We start from the raw sequence: 15753 nt of genomic DNA, 5'->3' as shown, positions 1-15753 counted from the left end.
TCCCGCCGCCGGACAAAACCGCCTGCAAGATCACCGACTTGTGAAGGGAAAGGGGGGCGAGAGATGCCCACCAAAAAGGGGAAAGAGCGCTTTCTCAAGTGGCTCTTTTACGCCCTGCTGCTCTTTTTCTGCTACATCGTGCAGACCACGCCGGGGCTGCTGGCCATCGGCTCCATCCAGCCGGTGCTGGTGGTGCCGGTCTGCCTGGCGGTGGCCGTCCTCGAAAACGAGCTGGCGGGCGCCATCTTCGGCGCCCTGGCCGGGTTGATGTGGGACCTGTCCGCCTCCCGCATCTCGGGTTTTTTCGGGATCATCCTCTGCGTTCTCTGCGTGGCGGTCAGCTTCTGTTTCCTCTTCTGGATCCGGCAGAACACCGTCAACTTCACCCTCGCCTGTGCCGCCGCCCTGCTGGTGGCGGTGGGGCTGGACTACCTCTTCAACTTCTTGATCTTCTACCAGGGGGGCAGCCTCTACCTGCTGCTGCACACCCTGCTGCCCATGGCCGGGTACACCCTGGTCTACTGCCCGCCCCTCTTCTGGCTGGCCCGGCGGATCGCCCGCCGCTACGCCGTGGAGGAGTAAGCCCCGCCTGCCCGTCGGGCGCGCCGAAAAGGAGGGACCTTCCTTGCGAAACCTGCTGAAAAACCGCCTCTTTTACCTGGCCATCCTCATCCTTCTCGTGGGGGGGCTCTTTTCGGTCTCCCTGTTTAAGACCCAGATCGTCAGGGGGGCGGAGTACGCCGAGCTCAACCGCTCCACCTCGGTCTACACCAACACCACCGAGGCGGCGCGGGGGGAGATCGTCGACCGCAACGGCGTGGCTTTGGCGCGCAACCGCATGTGCTTCAACGTGCAGTTCAACCGCCTCTACCTGCCCGCCGACCAGCTCAACGCCACCATCCTCGCCATGATCGAGATCTTGGAGCAAAACGGCGACAGCTGGAACGACACCCTCCCCATCACCCTCGCCGAACCCTTCGCCTTTGCCCCCTACCAGGTGCCCGACGGGGAGGACCAGCCCTCTGACGAAAAGGTGGAGGCCACCATCGCCAAGGTCAAGCGGCAGAACAACCTCAACGTCTACGCCACCGCCGAGAACGTGATGGACAAACTCATCGACACCTACGACCTGCAGGAGTACGACCGGGCCACCGCCCGCAAGATCGCCGGGGTGCGCTACGAGATGGTGGAGCGGGGCTACTCCAACGGCACCCCATACACCTTTGCCGAGGACGTGTCCATGACCACCGTCACCATGGTGCAGGAGAAAAACGTCACCTACCCCGGGGTGGACATCGTCGAGGACACGGTGCGGGAATACCCCAATGGCACCCTGGCCCCCCACCTGCTGGGCTACATCGGCCCCATCTCCGCCGAGGAGTACACCGAGCTCTCCCAGCAGGGGTACAAGCTCAACGCCACCGTGGGCAAAGACGGCGTTGAAAAGCTCTACGAGTCCTATCTAAAGGGCACCCCGGGCAAGACCCAGGTCTCCCGGGACAAACAGGGCAACATCCTCTCGGTGGAGGAGGTGCAGCAGCCGGTGGCCGGCAACACCGTCCGCCTCACCATCGACGCCCGGCTGCAGGCCACCGTGCAGGAATTGCTGGACGCCAAAATCAAGGAGATCGCCGCCACCAAGGGGGTGGACAAGGGGCGGGACGCCAACGCCGGCACCGCCGTGGTCATCGACACCCGCACCGGCGAGATCCTGGCGGCCGTCAACTCCCCCACCTACGACGTGAACACCTTTCAAAAAAACTATACCGAACTGCTGGAGGACAGCCGCCGCCCCCTCTACAACCGGGCCTTTAAGGGCACCTACACCCCCGGCTCGGTCTTCAAGCCCGCGGTGGCCCTGGCGGGGCTCAGCGAGGGGACCATCACCCCCTCCTCCACCGTCTACTGCGGCCACGTCTACACCTATTACAGCGACTACCAGCCCCAGTGCCTCGGCACCCACGGGAACATCAGCCTGACGAGGGCGCTGCAGGTCTCCTGCAACATCTACTTTTACGACGTGGCCCGCCGGGTGGGGATCGACCCCATCGGCAAGATCGCCAACCAGTTGGGCCTGGGGGTCAAGACCGGGGTCGAACTGGCCGAATCCTCCGGCCAGATCTCCAGCCCCGACGTCAAATCCCAGCTCAACCCCACCGAGAAGTGGGGCCCGGGCGACGTGATCCAGGCCGGTATCGGCCAGGGCTACACCACCGTCACCCCGCTGCAGCTGGCCAACTACGCCGCCACCATCGCCAACCACGGCACCCACTACACCCCCCATGTGGTCAAGAGCATTGAGCGGCACGACGGCAGCGAAACGGTCTACGAGACCCCCGTTCAGTCCACCAAGGTGGATGTTTCGGAAGAGGACTTTGCCGCCGTTGAGGCCGGGATGGTGGCCGTGGCAAAGGTGGGCAGCGGCCGCTCCGGCTTTGCCAACTACACCTATACGGTGGGCGCCAAGACCGGTACCCCCCAGGTGCCCGGCGGCAGCCCCAACGCCGTGTTCATCTGTTTCGGGCCGGTGGGCGACCCCGAGATCGCCGTCTGCATCATCATCGAGCACGGCGGCGACAGCGTCTATCTGCCCACCCTGGCGCGGGACATCATGAACGCCTACTTCTTCCCCCCGGAAGAGGAGAGCGCCGCAGACGGGCAGGAGGGCGCCCCTGCAGCCGACCCCCAGCAGCCCCAGGGCTGACCGGGGAGCCCGGCAGGCGGTCCCCTTTTTTAGGGGGAGCGCAGAAAAATTTGACGGAACCAATTTCGCTATGCTACAATGCTAATAGGGCTTTTCTTGAAAAAATTGGGCAAAAACTATAATTTTATGGCAAAAAGGACAGGGAAGCGATGGGAGAACTGATGCTGGTCACCTCCGGCAAGGGCGGGGTGGGGAAATCCACCGTCTCGTTTTACACCGGGCTGACCCTCGCCCTGCGGGGGCGAAAGGTCCTCATCATCGAGCTGGACACCGGCCTGCGCTCTTTGGACGTGATCGCCGGCATCTCCGAGCAGACGGTCTACCACCTGGGGGACGTGACGGCCGGCCGGGTCAAGCCGAGCGAGGCCATCGTCTCCTCCCCCCTCTGCAAAAACCTGCAGCTTCTCTGCGCCCCCTTCTCCCCGGAGGACCGCATCGAGCCCCACCGGCTGGCCTGGCTCTGCCAGGGGCTGGACCGGTTTTACGACTACACCTTTTTGGACGCGCCCGCAGGCATCGGCTACGGCTTCAAGGTGGGCTGTACCGCCGCCCGCTCGGCGCTGATCGTCGCCACCCCCGACCCCATTTCCGCGCGGGACGGGGGTGTGGTCTGCGACCTGCTGGCGGAGGCCGGCATCACCCGCCGCCGCCTCATCATCAACCGGGTGGACGCCAAGGCCGTGGCGCGGGGCCCCATCTCCGACCTGGACGAGATCATCGACACCGTGGGGGCCCGGCTGTTGGGGGTGTTGCCCGAGAGCACCGCCCTGCACCTGGCGGCCGTGTCTGGCCGCGCCCTGCCGGAGGGGGAGGCCGCCACCGCCTTTGCGAACATCGCCAGGCGGTTGGAGGGGGAGCAGGTCCCCCTGGCAGTACAGTAGAGAATAAATAGACGGGAGGGTCTACTTTGAACATAGCGCTCATCGCAAACGACTCCAAAAAAGAACTGATGGTTCAGTTCTGTATCGCCTACTGCGGGATCTTGAGCCGCCACGACATCTGTGCCACCGGCACCACCGGCCGCCTGGTGGCAGAGGCCACCGGCCTGCCCATCCAGAAGTATCTGGCCGGGGCCCAGGGGGGCCAGCAGCAAATCGCAGCGCTGGTCGCCTCCAACGAGATCGACCTGGTGCTGTTCTTCCGCGACTCCATCACCCAGCGCAAAAATAGGGAAGGGGACGACAACCTCTTCCGGCTCTGCGACGTGCACAACATCCCGGTCGCCACCAACATGGCCACCGCCGAGGTGCTGATCCACGGCCTGGACCGGGGCGACCTGGACTGGCGCAACATCGTCAACCCCAAATAGGCCTTTCCCCGGCAAGAAACCGCTTTTTTTGCCCCGGGGCCTTGTGCTTTTGCGGGGTTTGGATTATACTGAAAACCGACAGAAAAATGGCTGCGAACAGGAGCAGTAGGCGCGATCACGCCCGCCGAGAGAGTCCCTCCACCGGCTGCAAGGGGGACCGGGCCGCCGCGCTGAACGACGTCCTGGGAGCCGGTCCCCCGCAATCGCCTGCGGCGAGAGGGGGTCCCGCTTGACCCCCGTTACCGGGTCTCGAGTGGGAGAGGGCGCAGAGAGTACCCCCTCCAACAAGGGTGGCACCGCGAGTACGAACCTCGTCCCTTTGGGGATGGGGTTCTTTTTATGTTTCGTCCGCCCCATCAAACCGCCCGTGAGAAAGGAAGGAAACCAACATGGCAAAACTGATCACCACCGCCCCCCGCGGCACCCAGGACGTGCTGCCACAGGAGAGTTACAAGTGGCACTTCATCGAGGGCAAGCTGATGGACCTGGCCCGCCGCTACGGCTTCTCGGAAGTGCGCACCCCCACCTTTGAGCACACCGGCCTCTTCGACCGGGGGGTGGGCGACACCACCGACATCGTGCAAAAGGAGATGTACACCTTTCAGGACAAGGGGAGCCGCTCCATCACCCTGCGGCCGGAGGGGACCGCCGGGGTCGCCCGCTGCGTGCTGGAACACGGCCTGCTCAACAACCCCCTCCCCCTGAAGCTGAACTATCTCATCAACTGTTTTCGCTACGAAAAACCCCAGGCGGGCCGCTTCCGCGAGTTCCGCCAGTTCGGGGCCGAGGTGTTCGGCAGCCAGGACCCGGCGGTGGACGCCGAGGTGATCGCCCTGGTGGCCGACATCTTCACCACCCTGGGCATCTCCGACATCGCCCTGGAGCTCAACTCCATCGGCTGCCCCAACTGCCGGCCCGCCTACCACGAAAAACTGCGGGCCTATTTCGCCCAGCACATCGACTCCCTCTGTCCCACCTGCCGGGAGCGGCTGGAGAAAAACCCCCTGCGCATCCTCGACTGCAAAAACGACAGCTGCAAAGAGGTGGCCAAGGGCGCGCCGCTGGGGATCGACAACCTCTGCGACGAGTGCGCCGACCACTTCGCCTCCCTCAAGGAGCGGCTGACGGCCATGGACATCCCCTTCACCGTCAACCCCCAGATCGTCCGCGGGCTGGACTACTACACCAAGACGGTCTTTGAGTTTGTCTCCACCTCCATCGGCGCCCAGGGCACCGTCTGCGGCGGCGGTCGCTACGACGGCCTGCTGGAGACCCTGGGCGGCCCCTCCACCCCGGCCATCGGCTTTGCGGTGGGGCTGCAGCGGCTGCTGGCGGTGATGGAAAACGACGGCGCCTCCCTGGGTGAGCCCCCCGCCTGTGACATCTTCCTGGCCTCCATCGGCCAGGGCGCCTCGGTGGAGGCGCAGAAACTGGCCCTGCGGCTGCGCCGGGCCGGGCTGCACGCCGAGAGCGACGTGCAGGGCCGCAGCTTGAAGGCGCAGATGAAGTACGCCGACAAGCTGGGCGCCCGCTACACGGTGGTGTTGGGGGACGACGAGGTCAAGACCGGGCAGATCAAACTGAAGCGGATGGACGACGGCCAGGTGGAGGAGACCACCCTGGAGGCCCTGCCCGCCCTGCTGTGTGAAAAATAGGAGGAATTGCTGATGGAGACCATTCACGGCTTTAAGAGGACCAGTTACTGCGGCGAAGTCACCGCCGCCCAGATCGGCCAGCAGGCGAGTGTCTGCGGCTGGGTGCAGAAACAGCGGGACCTGGGCAACCTGATCTTTATCGACCTGCGCGACCGCACCGGCATTGTCCAGTTGGCCTTTGACGACGGCACCGACCGCGGCATCTTTGAAAAGGCCTTCTCCGCCCGGGCGGAATTTGTGCTGGCCGTCACCGGCACCGTGCGGGAGCGGGAGAGCAAGAACCCCGACCTGAAAAACGGCGACATCGAGATCTACGTCACCGAGTTGCGGGTGCTGGCCAAAGCCAAGACCCCGCCCTTTGAAATCAACGACTCCATCAACGTCAAGGACGAGGTGCGGCTGCGCTACCGCTACCTGGACCTGCGCCGCCCCGAGGTGATGGCCCCCCTGCTGGCCCGCCACAAGATCGTCAAGGCCGCGCGGGACTACTTTGACCGCAACGACTTTTTGGAGATCGAGACCCCCATGCTCATCAAGTCCACCCCCGAGGGGGCGCGGGACTACCTGGTGCCCAGCCGGGTGCACCCCGGCGCCTTTTACGCCCTGCCCCAGTCCCCCCAGATGTACAAACAGCTACTGATGCTCTCGGGCTTTGACCGCTACATGCAGGTGGTCAAGTGCTTCCGGGATGAGGACCTGCGGGCCGACCGGCAGCCCGAGTTCACCCAGATCGATTTGGAGATGTCCTTTGTCGAGGAGGACGACGTCATGTCGGTCAACGAGGGCTTTATGAAGTACGTCTTTCAGGAGATCCTGGGCCGGGACATCCCGACCCCCTTCCTGCGGATGCCCTACCGCGAGGCCATGGAGCGCTTTGGCAGCGACAAGCCCGACACCCGCTTTGGGATGGAGCTGTGCGATTTGGGCGGGGCGCTGAAGGACTGCACCTTCAAGGTCTTCTCCGGCGCGCTGGAGGCCGGCGGCCGGGTGATGGCCATCAACGCCAAGGGCCTCTACGGCGAGCTGAGCCGCAAGCAGATCGACAAGCTGACCGACTTTGTCAAGACCTACCGGGCCAAGGGCCTCGCCTTCACCCGGCTGGGGGAGGACGGCACCGCCAGTTCCAGCTTTGAGAAGTTCCTCACCGAGGAGGAGGTGGCGGCTGTCCGCCAGGCGGCCGATCTGCAGCCCGGGGACGTGCTGCTGGTGGTGGCCGACCAGAGCGAGGAGACGGTGCAGACCGCCCTGGGCGCCCTGCGCTGCGAACTGGCCGAGAAACACGGCCTCATCGACCCCAATCGCTTTGACTTCCTCTGGGTCACCGACTTCCCCCTCTTCGAGTACAGCGAGGAGGAGGACCGCTATGTGGCCAAACACCACCCCTTCACCGCCCCCGCTCTGGAGGACGTGGACAAGATCGAGAGCGACCCCGCCCACGCCCGGGCCCGCGCCTACGACATGGTGCTCAACGGCTGCGAGGTGGGCGGCGGCTCCATCCGCATCTCCGACCCCGCACTGCAGGACCGGATGTTTGCGGCCCTGGGCTTCACCGCGGAGGAGGCGCACCGCCGCTTCGGCTTCCTCATCGACGCCTTCTCCTACGGCGTTCCCCCCCACGGCGGCATGGCCTACGGCCTCGACCGGCTGGTGATGCTGATGCTGGGCAAGTCCTCCATCCGCGACGTCATCGCCTTCCCCAAGGTGCAAAATGCCAGCGAGCTGATGAGCGGCGCCCCCGACGTGGTGGACCCCAGCCAGTTGGAGGAGCTCTCCATCGCCCTGGTGCAGCCCGAATAGATTCCCCCTGCCCATCAAAAAAGAGTGCCGGTATCCGGCACTCTTTTTTCTCTTCCTTCAATTGGGGCGGGGGAAATCGGCTTCGAGAGGGGCGACCCCCTGCTTTTTGGCGTTTTTGACCCGGTACATCTCCTCGTCCAAGCGCCGCAAAAAATCGCCTGCGCTCATCCCCTCCCTCTCACAGCAGAGGGAGCCGGTGCTAAAGGAGAGCTGCCCGCCCCCGCCGGGCTGGCTGTTGAGGGCGGCCCGGGCCTGTTCCAACCGGCGGAGCAGCCCCTCTGTCCGCTCCTCTCCGTCCCGCCAGACCACGACAAACTCATCGCCCCCGTACCGGGTGGCCACCATCCCCTTGCGCTCGCTCCGGCGGATGACCTCTGCCATCCGCACCAGCATCTGGTCGCCGCACAGGTGCCCGCAGGTGTCGTTGATGGCCTTGAGCCCATCCAGGTCGATCATCACCCCACAGACCTTCCCCGAGCCGGCGCCGTCAAACCAGCGGCCCAGGTATTCGTCCAGCAGTCGCCGGTTGCCCAGGCCGGTGAGGGCGTCGGTGTAGATCAGACTGCCCTGGGAGACCTGGTAGAGCATGAGGGTGGAGAGGGCGTAGGTGCAGATGAGGGAGACGCTCCGAACGGCGATCTGCACCAGTTCCGCGCAGAGGGGGAGGACGGGGAAGAGGAGGAAGGGGAGGAGGGTCTCCCGCTTGACCCAGTTGCGGCTTCTGTAAAGGAGCAGCATCACCGCGGCGATGGAGAGGTAGTTGAGGAGGGTGAAGGTCCACATCGCCGCATAGCCGATGACGATGGTCCCCTCCTCCGAGATGGAGAACATCCACCCGCAAAAGCAGTTGACCAAGACGATGGCCGCATCCGCGGCAAAGAGGGCGGTGTAGAGGGCAGAGTGCCCGTCCGCCGCGCCGGGGAAGAGGGTGTGCAGCACAAAGCGCGCCCAGGTCCAGACGATGGCGGCGTTCACCACAAAGTAGGCACTTTTGACTGCGGCGATGGCAACGCGCGCCCAGGGGCGGCCGTAGAGGGCCAGATAGGCCACGTCCAGTGCCAAAAAGGCCAGCACCAGCAAAACGATCTGGAAGTAAGCGCGGTTTGCCCTGTCGCCCCTCTCCCTCCCCCGCAGGCCAAACAGCAGGATGGAGAGGTTGGTCATGGACAGAACGTCCAGGGCGATGCTGCAGTCGATCCTCATCGGTCTCTCCCCCTTTCGCCTCTCTCGGGCGCTTGCCCGATAGCCCTTTGTTTTACCCATTATACCGCCGCTGTCCACCGCCGCGCAATCCACCCCGCCTCCATAGGGATGGTTTTGAAAAATTTTTTAGCCGCCCCCTTGACCTTGCCCCTACGTCATAGGGTATGCTAAAGCCAGACCGGTCAAGACAGAACAGCGACAAGGAGGCAGATACAGGATGGAGGGAGAAACTCTGTGGACGGTGGCCCAGGTGGCCCGACAGGCGGGAATCACGGCGCGCACCCTGCACCACTACGACCGCATCGGCCTGCTGCGCCCCGGCCTAAAGACCGAGGCGGGCTACCGGCTCTACGGACAGGCCGAGCGGGAACGGCTGCAGGAGATCCTCTTTTTGCGGGAACTGGACTTTCCCCTCGGCGAGATCGCCGCTATTCTGGACCACCCCGCCTACGACCGAAAGGAGGCCATGCGCCGCCAGCGGGAACTGCTGCTGCTCAAGCGACAGCGGCTGGACGGGCTGCTCGCCCTGCTGGACCGGGCGGTGGAGGGGGATGCCTCCCCCAGTTTGGAGGAATTTTCAATGGACAAAATCGATCGGGCCAAAGAGGCCTATCGCGAGGAAGCACACGCCCGCTGGGGCGACACCGACGCCTATCGGGAGAGCCAGCGGCGCACCGCCGCCTACACCCCCGACGACTGGGCCGCCCTCGCAGGGGAGATGGAGGCGATTTTCGCCGCCTTCTCCCGGCTGATGGCAGAGGGCGTCGCCCCCGACAGTCCAGAGGCCGCCGCCGCGGTGCGGCGCTGGCAGGACTTCATCACCGCGCACTACTACCCCTGTACCGACGAGATACTGGCCGGCCTGGGCGAGATGTACGCCGCCGACCCCCGCTTTGCCGAGAGCATGGACAAAGCCGGCGCAGGCACCGCCGCCTTTGTGGCCCGGTGCATTGCCGCCAAGGCCCGGTAACTGCCGGATCGCCTAGAATAAGAGAGGGCGCTTCGCCGCTGTGCGAAGCGCCCTCTCTTTCTCCCTTGCTGTCCTTTTGCGAGACGACAGCCGACAGTCCCCGACTGGGCCGGGGAGAATAAAGAAATTTTAGAGCCAGGCAGCAGGCGAAGCGAGAAATAAACGGGAATTTGAATATCAGTAAATTATGACCTCTCAACAGAGGTTACAGTGTTTTAATAAAATCCTCCAAAAGCCTTGAAAATAAAGGATTTATCGCAATGTGTCTGCCTTATCTCTTTATACGGTTACACACAAGTTTACTCTTTCCCTCATTGCTCATAAGGGCAAATACAAGGGCAAGAAAATCTCATAACAAGATATAACAAAGTGTGGCAATCGGAGAACTGTGATGTATGTGCGAATATATTATAACGGAGGATTTTTCAATGGACAAGTACATTTACGATGATAAAAATGGTCTGTGGTATGAACTGCAAGGAGATTATTATATCCCATGTCTTATCTTACCAGCCGAAAAAGAACAGCCTATTGGTTTGTGGGGACAGCGGCACTTGCGGTATCTGAAAGAATACCGCCGAGCCACCTACATAACCTTGTTCACAAGCGGCAGACTGAACAATTACCTTGCTGACATCGACAGGCAGGCGCAGGAACGCATGGAAAGGCTCACAGAGCAGATGAAACGGGTGCAGGGTATTACGGAGCAGTTAAAGGCGGAAAACGCTTTGGAATGGACACAGAGAATGAATAACATACGGGCGTGTGCAAAGGAGATTGTGGAAAAAGAAATCATCTTTGCATAAGAAGACAGCGGTAGGATTTAGTTTTCCTACCGCTGTTTCACTTAAATCAAAAAAATATATTGACATTTTTCTATGTGTTGCATATAATAACACATAGACATTTATCTATAGGAGGTGATTGAGAGAGATGGATGAAAAAAGAATTGCGGCAATTTTCAAAGCGTTTTGTGATGAAAACCGCATTAGGATTATAAAACTGCTGCGTTCAGGTGAAAAATGTGCTTGCAAGTTGCTAGAAGAAATCAATGTCACGCAGCCTACGCTTTCCCACCATATGAAAATTCTTTGTGACGCTGAAATAGTTGTCGGGCGCAAAGAGGGAAAATGGACACACTATTCTATTTCAGAAAAAGGTGTGGAGCAGGCAAAAGAATGTTTGCGGCAGTTGACAACACTTGATGTTGAAAGCGAAAACAAGTCGTGCTGTGAAAAGTGAGGAAGTTTATTGATTGCTTTTCCGCACGGCTTATATTCGGGACGATAAATCGACATATTTCAATATAACTATATGAAAGGGGCTTTTTATGGAGACACTAAAAACAATTTGGGACTTTTTTAAAAATGAAGTCCTCGGTATGAACTGGCTGAATCGTCTCATTGAAACAATTTTGAACGCTTGCGGTTTAGATACCACGGGCAAAATAGGAGCGAGTATTCAGTTTTTCATCTATGATACCATAAAAATTATGGTACTGCTTGGCGTTTTGATTTTGATTATCTCGTATATTCAAAGTTATTTCCCGCCCGAAAGAGCAAAAAAGATACTCGGCAGATTTCACGGCATATGGGCGAATATCATCGCAGCTCTGCTCGGTACGGTAACACCGTTTTGCTCGTGTTCCTCTATTCCGCTGTTTATCGGATTTACAAGCGCAGGCTTACCACTTGGAGTTACATTCTCCTTTTTGATTTCTTCGCCGATGGTTGACCTCGGAAGCCTTGTCTTACTGATGAGTATTTTCGGCTGGAAAGTTGCTGTTTTATATGTAATATTCGGTTTAGTAATCGCTGTGGCTGGCGGAACGATAATTGAAAAGCTGCACCTCGATAATCAAGTGGAAGAATATATCCGAAACGGTCACTCAATTGATGTTCCGCAGGAGGAGCTGCATTTCAAAGACCGTATGAAATTTGCGTGGGAACAGGTTGTTGAAACCGCTAAAAAGGTTGCTCCTTATGTTCTGATTGGCGTGGGCATTGGTGCTTTCATTCACAACTGGATTCCTGAAGAATTTATTGTCAAAACGCTTGGCGACAACAATCCGTTCGGCGTAATTATTGCGACAATCGTCGGTATTCCGATGTATGCGGATATTTTCGGTACAATCCCGATTGCAGAGGCTCTGCTGGCAAAGGGCGCTTTGCTCGGCGTTGTGCTTTCCTTTATGATGGGCGTTACAGCGCTCTCGCTCCCTTCAATAATTATGCTTCGCAAAGCAGTTAAGCCGAAACTGCTTGGTATTTTCATTGGAATATGTGCTGCTGGTATTATTATTGTAGGCTATCTTTTCAACGCAATACAATATTTAATTGTTTAATTTTAGGAGGTTATTATTATGGCATTATTTAACTTTGGGAAGAAAAAGGAAGAAGAAAAGAAAACACCTGCTTGCGCTTGTAGCTGCGGTTGTGCTGCCAGCGAAGCAGAAAGCATTACAAACGATTGCTGTCCTGATTTGAAAGAGGGAGAAATCTGCTGTATCAAAGTGTTAGCAGGTTGCAAATCCTGCCACGAACAATTTGAATACGCAAAACAGGCGGTAAAGGATATGGGACTTTCCGTAGAGGTCGAATACATTACCGACATGCAGAAAGTAATGGAATACGGGGTTATGAGTATGCCTGCCCTTGTTGTCAATGAAAAGGTTGTTGCTATGGGCAAGGTTTTGAAAGCCGTTGATGTAGTTGCTCTGCTGCACAAGCTGGGGTTTTAATGATGGATAAGAAAAAGGTAGCCTTTATTTGTGTGCATAACTCCTGCCGCAGTCAGATTGCAGAAGCACTTGGAAAACATTTGGCGGGAGATAAGTTTGATTTCTATTCTGCTGGAACAGAAACAAAACCACAAATCAATCAGGATGCTGTGCGGCTTATGAAACAGCTTTATGGGATAGATATGGAGAAAAGCCAGTATAGCAAGACGATTGATAAAATTCCCACGCCTGATATTGCGATTTCAATGGGGTGTGATGTCGGCTGTCCCTATATCGGTAGAGCGTTTGATGATAATTGGGGACTTCCCGATCCGACGGGCAAAAGTGATGAATGTTTTATACAGGTCATTGAGAGAATATCTCAAAAAATAAAAGACTTGAAATTAGAAAAGTAACATGAAAGCCACAGAATGGATATATTGCCCTATCTGCGGCAATAAAACTCGCACAATGATACGGGAAGATACAGAATTAAGAAACTTCCCTCTCTACTGTCCGAAGTGCAAAAAGGAAACAAGCATCAATGCTCAGGATATGAAAGTCACGCTTGCAGAACACAAATAAGATTTTTATGTATGCCGCCGCATGGGTGATACCATAGCGGCGGTTTTTCGTGCCTATCGGCTGTCTCTGTCAAAGGATTTCTTTCTCTGTCTCGGCTGGTTTCTCTGCTTACCCTCCGCCTGAAGCTGACGCAGGCGTTTCAGCACGCTCTCTCGTTCAGGCGGCTTTGCCTGCTCTTTTTTGGCGGGTTTCTGTTTTTCCCTGACCTGTTGCTCCCATGCGGCAAGGTCACGATTGAACTGCTCCACAACAGCCTCCGCCTTACGGTAGGTTGCCATGTACGCCTGCACATCGGGATAACCGTCCTCTTTCAGAACATCGGGCAGTTTATCCAGCTTTTCAGCGATTTCCTTTTCTGTCCGCTGTATCTGCTCTGTGAGCGCCTTGCGCTCCTTACCCTTGAAAATCCCTTTTGTATCGGCAAGCTGTTGTTTCAGCTTCGGAAGTACCGTATCCTGCAAATGCCGGATTTCTTTCGCCTTATCCTGCGCCTTTATCATCAGCTTTTGCATGGTACGGAACTCTGCCATATCTATTTCAAGGACAGGCTTCGGCGGCATATCGTGTTCACGGATTAAGTTTTGCAGGAAGTCCTTAGCCTTGTTTACGATACTGCGGAACAGACCCGGCAGCCAGCCCTTGCTTTTGATAGACTGGCTCGCCTTTTCGTGTATCTCTGTCTGCTTGACTTCTAAAATCTTTGCTTCGGAGATACCTGATAATAACGCCATATCCGCTGTCCTGTTCCATTCCTGCCTTGCGGCATTATCGGCTTTGATTTCGTCCTCTTTGGGATTATTTTTGCCGATTTTCTTGGCCGGAAGATAGACGCTGTTTTTATCAAATACCTTTAAGTGCTGCTCAGGATCGGAGATATGGCAGTTAATAAGTTCTGTATACACTTCCTTTATCTCTCGGAGAAAAGGCTCTCCCTTAAAGCGTGTATCTTTGGTAGTAAACAGATGGCTTTCGTATACCTCGCCTTTTTTGATGACGGTACAGCCTTTCCGTATCTGCCCGTCCTCCCCCGTGATTTCCTTTTTGGTGCGGACACGCTTTCCAGTCTCGTCAAAGAACACGCTGCGGGAAGCAACCTTTACATCAGGTTCGGGGAGCAACCTCCTCTCGCTGAAAATCAGATGGATATGATAATTTGTCTTGCGCTTGTTGTGGTGGAGGGCGGACACGCACTCCACACCGTACCGCCTGCGGAACTCCTCTGTAAAGTCCGTGAGTACCTGCTGCGGCTCGTATTGCGTATAGATTTCGGGCAAGGCGATAATCAGTTCCCTTGCTTCGATACATTTGCCCTCTGTGCCGCTGCGCTGAAACTCCTGCTGGCTTTCCCTTGCAAGGTTGCTCCAAAAGGTGCTGTCGGCGGTGCGGTAGGTGGCATAGAGATTTTCCTGCCTTGCATGGCTTGTAATATACGATATTCGCCCTTTGACATTGGGCAGTTTTGACATCTGGATAAAACTGTGTCTCGGCATACATCATCTCCGTTTTCTGTTGTCAAGGTGCGTCCTTTTTTTGCAACCGTTTACGGTTGTGGCTGTCGCTGCGGCAGCGGTGACAGCCCCGTATCATACGCCGCAGGCGGTTGATACGGAAGCCCCCTGCAAGGGCGAAATACCCGGAGTACAAATCGAAGATTTGTGCGAGGGGTGTATTTCGCTCTCAAACGCCGAGGGCTTAGGGTTACTTTCCGAAAAGAGAATGGATGGTCATTCCACTCTGCGGACATCATCGGGCTTCAGAAGATTTCTTCCCTGATTGACCGTCAGAAACCGTTCCAGCGTGTCCCTGCGGATAATGGTCTTGCGCCCCACTTTGAGGACGGGCAGCTTTCCCCATTCCACCAGCTTCCGCATGGTGTTCCTGCCGATACCCGTACATTCTGCGGCTTCCTCTATGGTAAGTCCCATTTTGACTGCGCTCATTCTATCAACCTCCTTTTAGAATACTCATTTTGCAACTACTGTTTTATCATTATACTTATTCTGCCATCTCTTGTCAACCTATTTTGCAACCATTCATAGTTTATTTACAACTTTCATTGAGATAAAGGTTGCAAAATAAGTATCGGCGTGTTATACTGATACCAGTCAGGAGGTGAACACCTTGAAAAAAGAAACCACATTCACCGCAAAACAGGTCGGTAGGAGGATTAAGGAACGCCGCACAGAGTTAAACATTACCATGCCGGAACTTGGCAGGCGTGTAGGCGTGAACAAATCCACCATTCAGCGGTATGAAGCGGACGGAGTTGATCCGAAGCGCACAATGGTTATCAACGGTCTTGCGGAAGCGTTGCTCACAACTCCCGAATGGCTGACAGGTCTTTCCGATGATAAGGAATATGACACCTATACTCTTTGCCAGCGGGATATTGAGGAACACATCAGGAAATATCTGGACACAGTTTCCTATACAGTAAAGGGCGAGCCGCACCAGCAGCTTCTCACGACATTTCTCGGCAAGATGGTTGACCTGTATACGGTTATGACCTGCTACTTTGCTGATGCTATGGAGGAAGTTGACCGTGTGGCGGAGGACAAAGGGCTGAAAGAGTCTCTTGGACGGTACGCCATAGAGTCCGGGGCAATCATGGAACAGGTATACCGCAAGAAGATGGAAGTACCGATTGAGGATATGAAACGGTTTTTAGACGGGATTTTACATATCCACGATGAGGGGCGCACAAGAATGTCGATGGGCGCACTTTTCGGGATAGTGGAGGAAGCCGAAGAAAGGCTTTCCGAAAAAGAAAATTCCGTGGCACCTTGACAAGTAAAGACGCCAGTTGACTTT

17 protein-coding genes are annotated in these 15753 nt (G+C 57.2%); 14 read left to right on the top strand and 3 right to left on the bottom strand.

Annotated elements, in window-relative coordinates:
• Positions 1-63: 63 nt before the first annotated feature.
• The 6 genes from mreD to aspS all read left to right on the top strand — a co-directional run bounded on the left by mreD (position 64) and on the right by aspS (position 7465).
• Positions 64-582, top strand: coding sequence for a rod shape-determining protein MreD (gene mreD / locus BN3266_RS01105; RefSeq protein ID WP_059003102.1), 519 nt, complete (start codon positions 64-66; stop codon positions 580-582).
• A gap of 43 nt (positions 583-625) precedes the next feature.
• Positions 626-2704, top strand: coding sequence for a penicillin-binding transpeptidase domain-containing protein (locus BN3266_RS01100; RefSeq protein WP_021658299.1), 2079 nt, complete (start codon positions 626-628; stop codon positions 2702-2704).
• 149 nt (positions 2705-2853) lie between these two features.
• A complete protein-coding gene (locus BN3266_RS01095) occupies positions 2854-3585 on the top strand; it encodes a nucleotide-binding protein (RefSeq protein ID WP_059003100.1) in 732 nt (243 codons plus the stop codon).
• A gap of 26 nt (positions 3586-3611) precedes the next feature.
• Positions 3612-4013: a methylglyoxal synthase gene (locus BN3266_RS01090; RefSeq protein ID WP_021658297.1), complete on the top strand. Its 402-nt coding sequence runs from the start codon at positions 3612-3614 to the stop codon at positions 4011-4013.
• 398 nt (positions 4014-4411) lie between these two features.
• Positions 4412-5668 carry a histidine--tRNA ligase gene (gene hisS / locus BN3266_RS01085; RefSeq protein WP_059003816.1) on the top strand — a complete coding sequence of 419 codons (1257 nt, stop codon included), beginning with the start codon at positions 4412-4414 and terminating at the stop codon, positions 5666-5668.
• Positions 5669-5680: 12 nt separating this feature from the next.
• Entirely contained in the window at positions 5681-7465 is a 1785-nt protein-coding gene (aspS, locus tag BN3266_RS01080) for an aspartate--tRNA ligase (protein ID WP_242861695.1), read from the top strand.
• Between the two features lie 57 nt (positions 7466-7522).
• On the opposite strand, the gene BN3266_RS01075 is transcribed toward aspS, so the two are convergent.
• Entirely contained in the window at positions 7523-8668 is a 1146-nt protein-coding gene (locus tag BN3266_RS01075; protein ID WP_059003098.1) for a GGDEF domain-containing protein, read from the bottom strand.
• A 217-nt stretch (positions 8669-8885) separates the two neighbouring features.
• On the opposite strand from BN3266_RS01075, the gene BN3266_RS01070 reads away from it, so the two are divergent.
• The 7 genes from BN3266_RS01070 (at position 8886) to BN3266_RS13030 (ending at position 12942) form a co-directional block, all read left to right on the top strand.
• Complete coding sequence (locus tag BN3266_RS01070; protein WP_059003096.1) at positions 8886-9638, top strand: MerR family transcriptional regulator; 753 nt, start codon at positions 8886-8888, stop codon at positions 9636-9638.
• A 428-nt stretch (positions 9639-10066) separates the two neighbouring features.
• Positions 10067-10444 carry a TnpV protein gene (locus BN3266_RS01065; protein ID WP_002586617.1) on the top strand — a complete coding sequence of 126 codons (378 nt, stop codon included), beginning with the start codon at positions 10067-10069 and terminating at the stop codon, positions 10442-10444.
• A gap of 127 nt (positions 10445-10571) precedes the next feature.
• Positions 10572-10880, top strand: coding sequence for an ArsR/SmtB family transcription factor (locus tag BN3266_RS13040; RefSeq protein WP_002586618.1), 309 nt, complete (start codon positions 10572-10574; stop codon positions 10878-10880).
• Positions 10881-10968: 88 nt separating this feature from the next.
• Entirely contained in the window at positions 10969-11982 is a 1014-nt protein-coding gene (locus BN3266_RS01060; RefSeq protein ID WP_059003095.1) for a permease, read from the top strand.
• Between the two features lie 18 nt (positions 11983-12000).
• Positions 12001-12378, top strand: a complete 378-nt coding sequence (locus BN3266_RS01055) for a thioredoxin family protein (protein WP_059003093.1) — start codon at positions 12001-12003, stop codon at positions 12376-12378.
• A 2-nt stretch (positions 12379-12380) separates the two neighbouring features.
• On the top strand, positions 12381-12773 hold the full coding sequence (locus BN3266_RS13035; protein ID WP_070090297.1) for an arsenate reductase ArsC: 393 nt from the start codon (positions 12381-12383) through the stop codon (positions 12771-12773).
• A 1-nt stretch (position 12774) separates the two neighbouring features.
• Entirely contained in the window at positions 12775-12942 is a 168-nt protein-coding gene (locus BN3266_RS13030) for a cysteine-rich KTR domain-containing protein (protein WP_074141147.1), read from the top strand.
• A 53-nt stretch (positions 12943-12995) separates the two neighbouring features.
• On the opposite strand, the gene BN3266_RS01050 is transcribed toward BN3266_RS13030, so the two are convergent.
• Positions 12996-14432, bottom strand: coding sequence for a MobA/MobL family protein (locus tag BN3266_RS01050; protein WP_002586622.1), 1437 nt, complete (start codon positions 14430-14432; stop codon positions 12996-12998).
• Positions 14433-14666: 234 nt separating this feature from the next.
• On the bottom strand, positions 14667-14882 hold the full coding sequence (locus BN3266_RS01045; RefSeq protein WP_002586623.1) for a helix-turn-helix domain-containing protein: 216 nt from the start codon (positions 14880-14882) through the stop codon (positions 14667-14669).
• Between the two features lie 172 nt (positions 14883-15054).
• On the opposite strand from BN3266_RS01045, the gene BN3266_RS01040 reads away from it, so the two are divergent.
• Positions 15055-15729 carry a helix-turn-helix domain-containing protein gene (locus tag BN3266_RS01040; protein ID WP_225363674.1) on the top strand — a complete coding sequence of 225 codons (675 nt, stop codon included), beginning with the start codon at positions 15055-15057 and terminating at the stop codon, positions 15727-15729.
• Positions 15730-15753: the final 24 nt, after the last annotated feature.

It is taken from the genome of Bittarella massiliensis (ex Durand et al. 2017) (assembly GCF_001486165.1).
GTDB lineage: Bacteria > Bacillota > Clostridia > Oscillospirales > Ruminococcaceae > Bittarella > Bittarella massiliensis.
Note: the sequence above shows the minus strand (reverse complement) of the source record. Positions and strands in the feature narration are given on the sequence as shown.

Coding starts and splice junctions, on each gene's coding strand:
- mreD (WP_059003102.1), top strand. CDS start 64: ATGCCCACCAAAAAGGGGAAAGAGCGCTTTCTCAAGTGGCTCTTTTAC.
- BN3266_RS01095 (WP_059003100.1), top strand. CDS start 2,854: ATGGGAGAACTGATGCTGGTCACCTCCGGCAAGGGCGGGGTGGGGAAA.
- aspS (WP_242861695.1), top strand. CDS start 5,681: ATGGAGACCATTCACGGCTTTAAGAGGACCAGTTACTGCGGCGAAGTC.
- BN3266_RS01075 (WP_059003098.1), bottom strand. CDS start 8,668: ATGAGGATCGACTGCAGCATCGCCCTGGACGTTCTGTCCATGACCAAC.
- BN3266_RS01070 (WP_059003096.1), top strand. CDS start 8,886: ATGGAGGGAGAAACTCTGTGGACGGTGGCCCAGGTGGCCCGACAGGCG.
- BN3266_RS01065 (WP_002586617.1), top strand. CDS start 10,067: ATGGACAAGTACATTTACGATGATAAAAATGGTCTGTGGTATGAACTG.
- BN3266_RS13040 (WP_002586618.1), top strand. CDS start 10,572: ATGGATGAAAAAAGAATTGCGGCAATTTTCAAAGCGTTTTGTGATGAA.
- BN3266_RS01060 (WP_059003095.1), top strand. CDS start 10,969: ATGGAGACACTAAAAACAATTTGGGACTTTTTTAAAAATGAAGTCCTC.
- BN3266_RS01055 (WP_059003093.1), top strand. CDS start 12,001: ATGGCATTATTTAACTTTGGGAAGAAAAAGGAAGAAGAAAAGAAAACA.
- BN3266_RS13035 (WP_070090297.1), top strand. CDS start 12,381: ATGGATAAGAAAAAGGTAGCCTTTATTTGTGTGCATAACTCCTGCCGC.
- BN3266_RS13030 (WP_074141147.1), top strand. CDS start 12,775: ATGAAAGCCACAGAATGGATATATTGCCCTATCTGCGGCAATAAAACT.
- BN3266_RS01050 (WP_002586622.1), bottom strand. CDS start 14,432: ATGCCGAGACACAGTTTTATCCAGATGTCAAAACTGCCCAATGTCAAA.
- BN3266_RS01045 (WP_002586623.1), bottom strand. CDS start 14,882: ATGAGCGCAGTCAAAATGGGACTTACCATAGAGGAAGCCGCAGAATGT.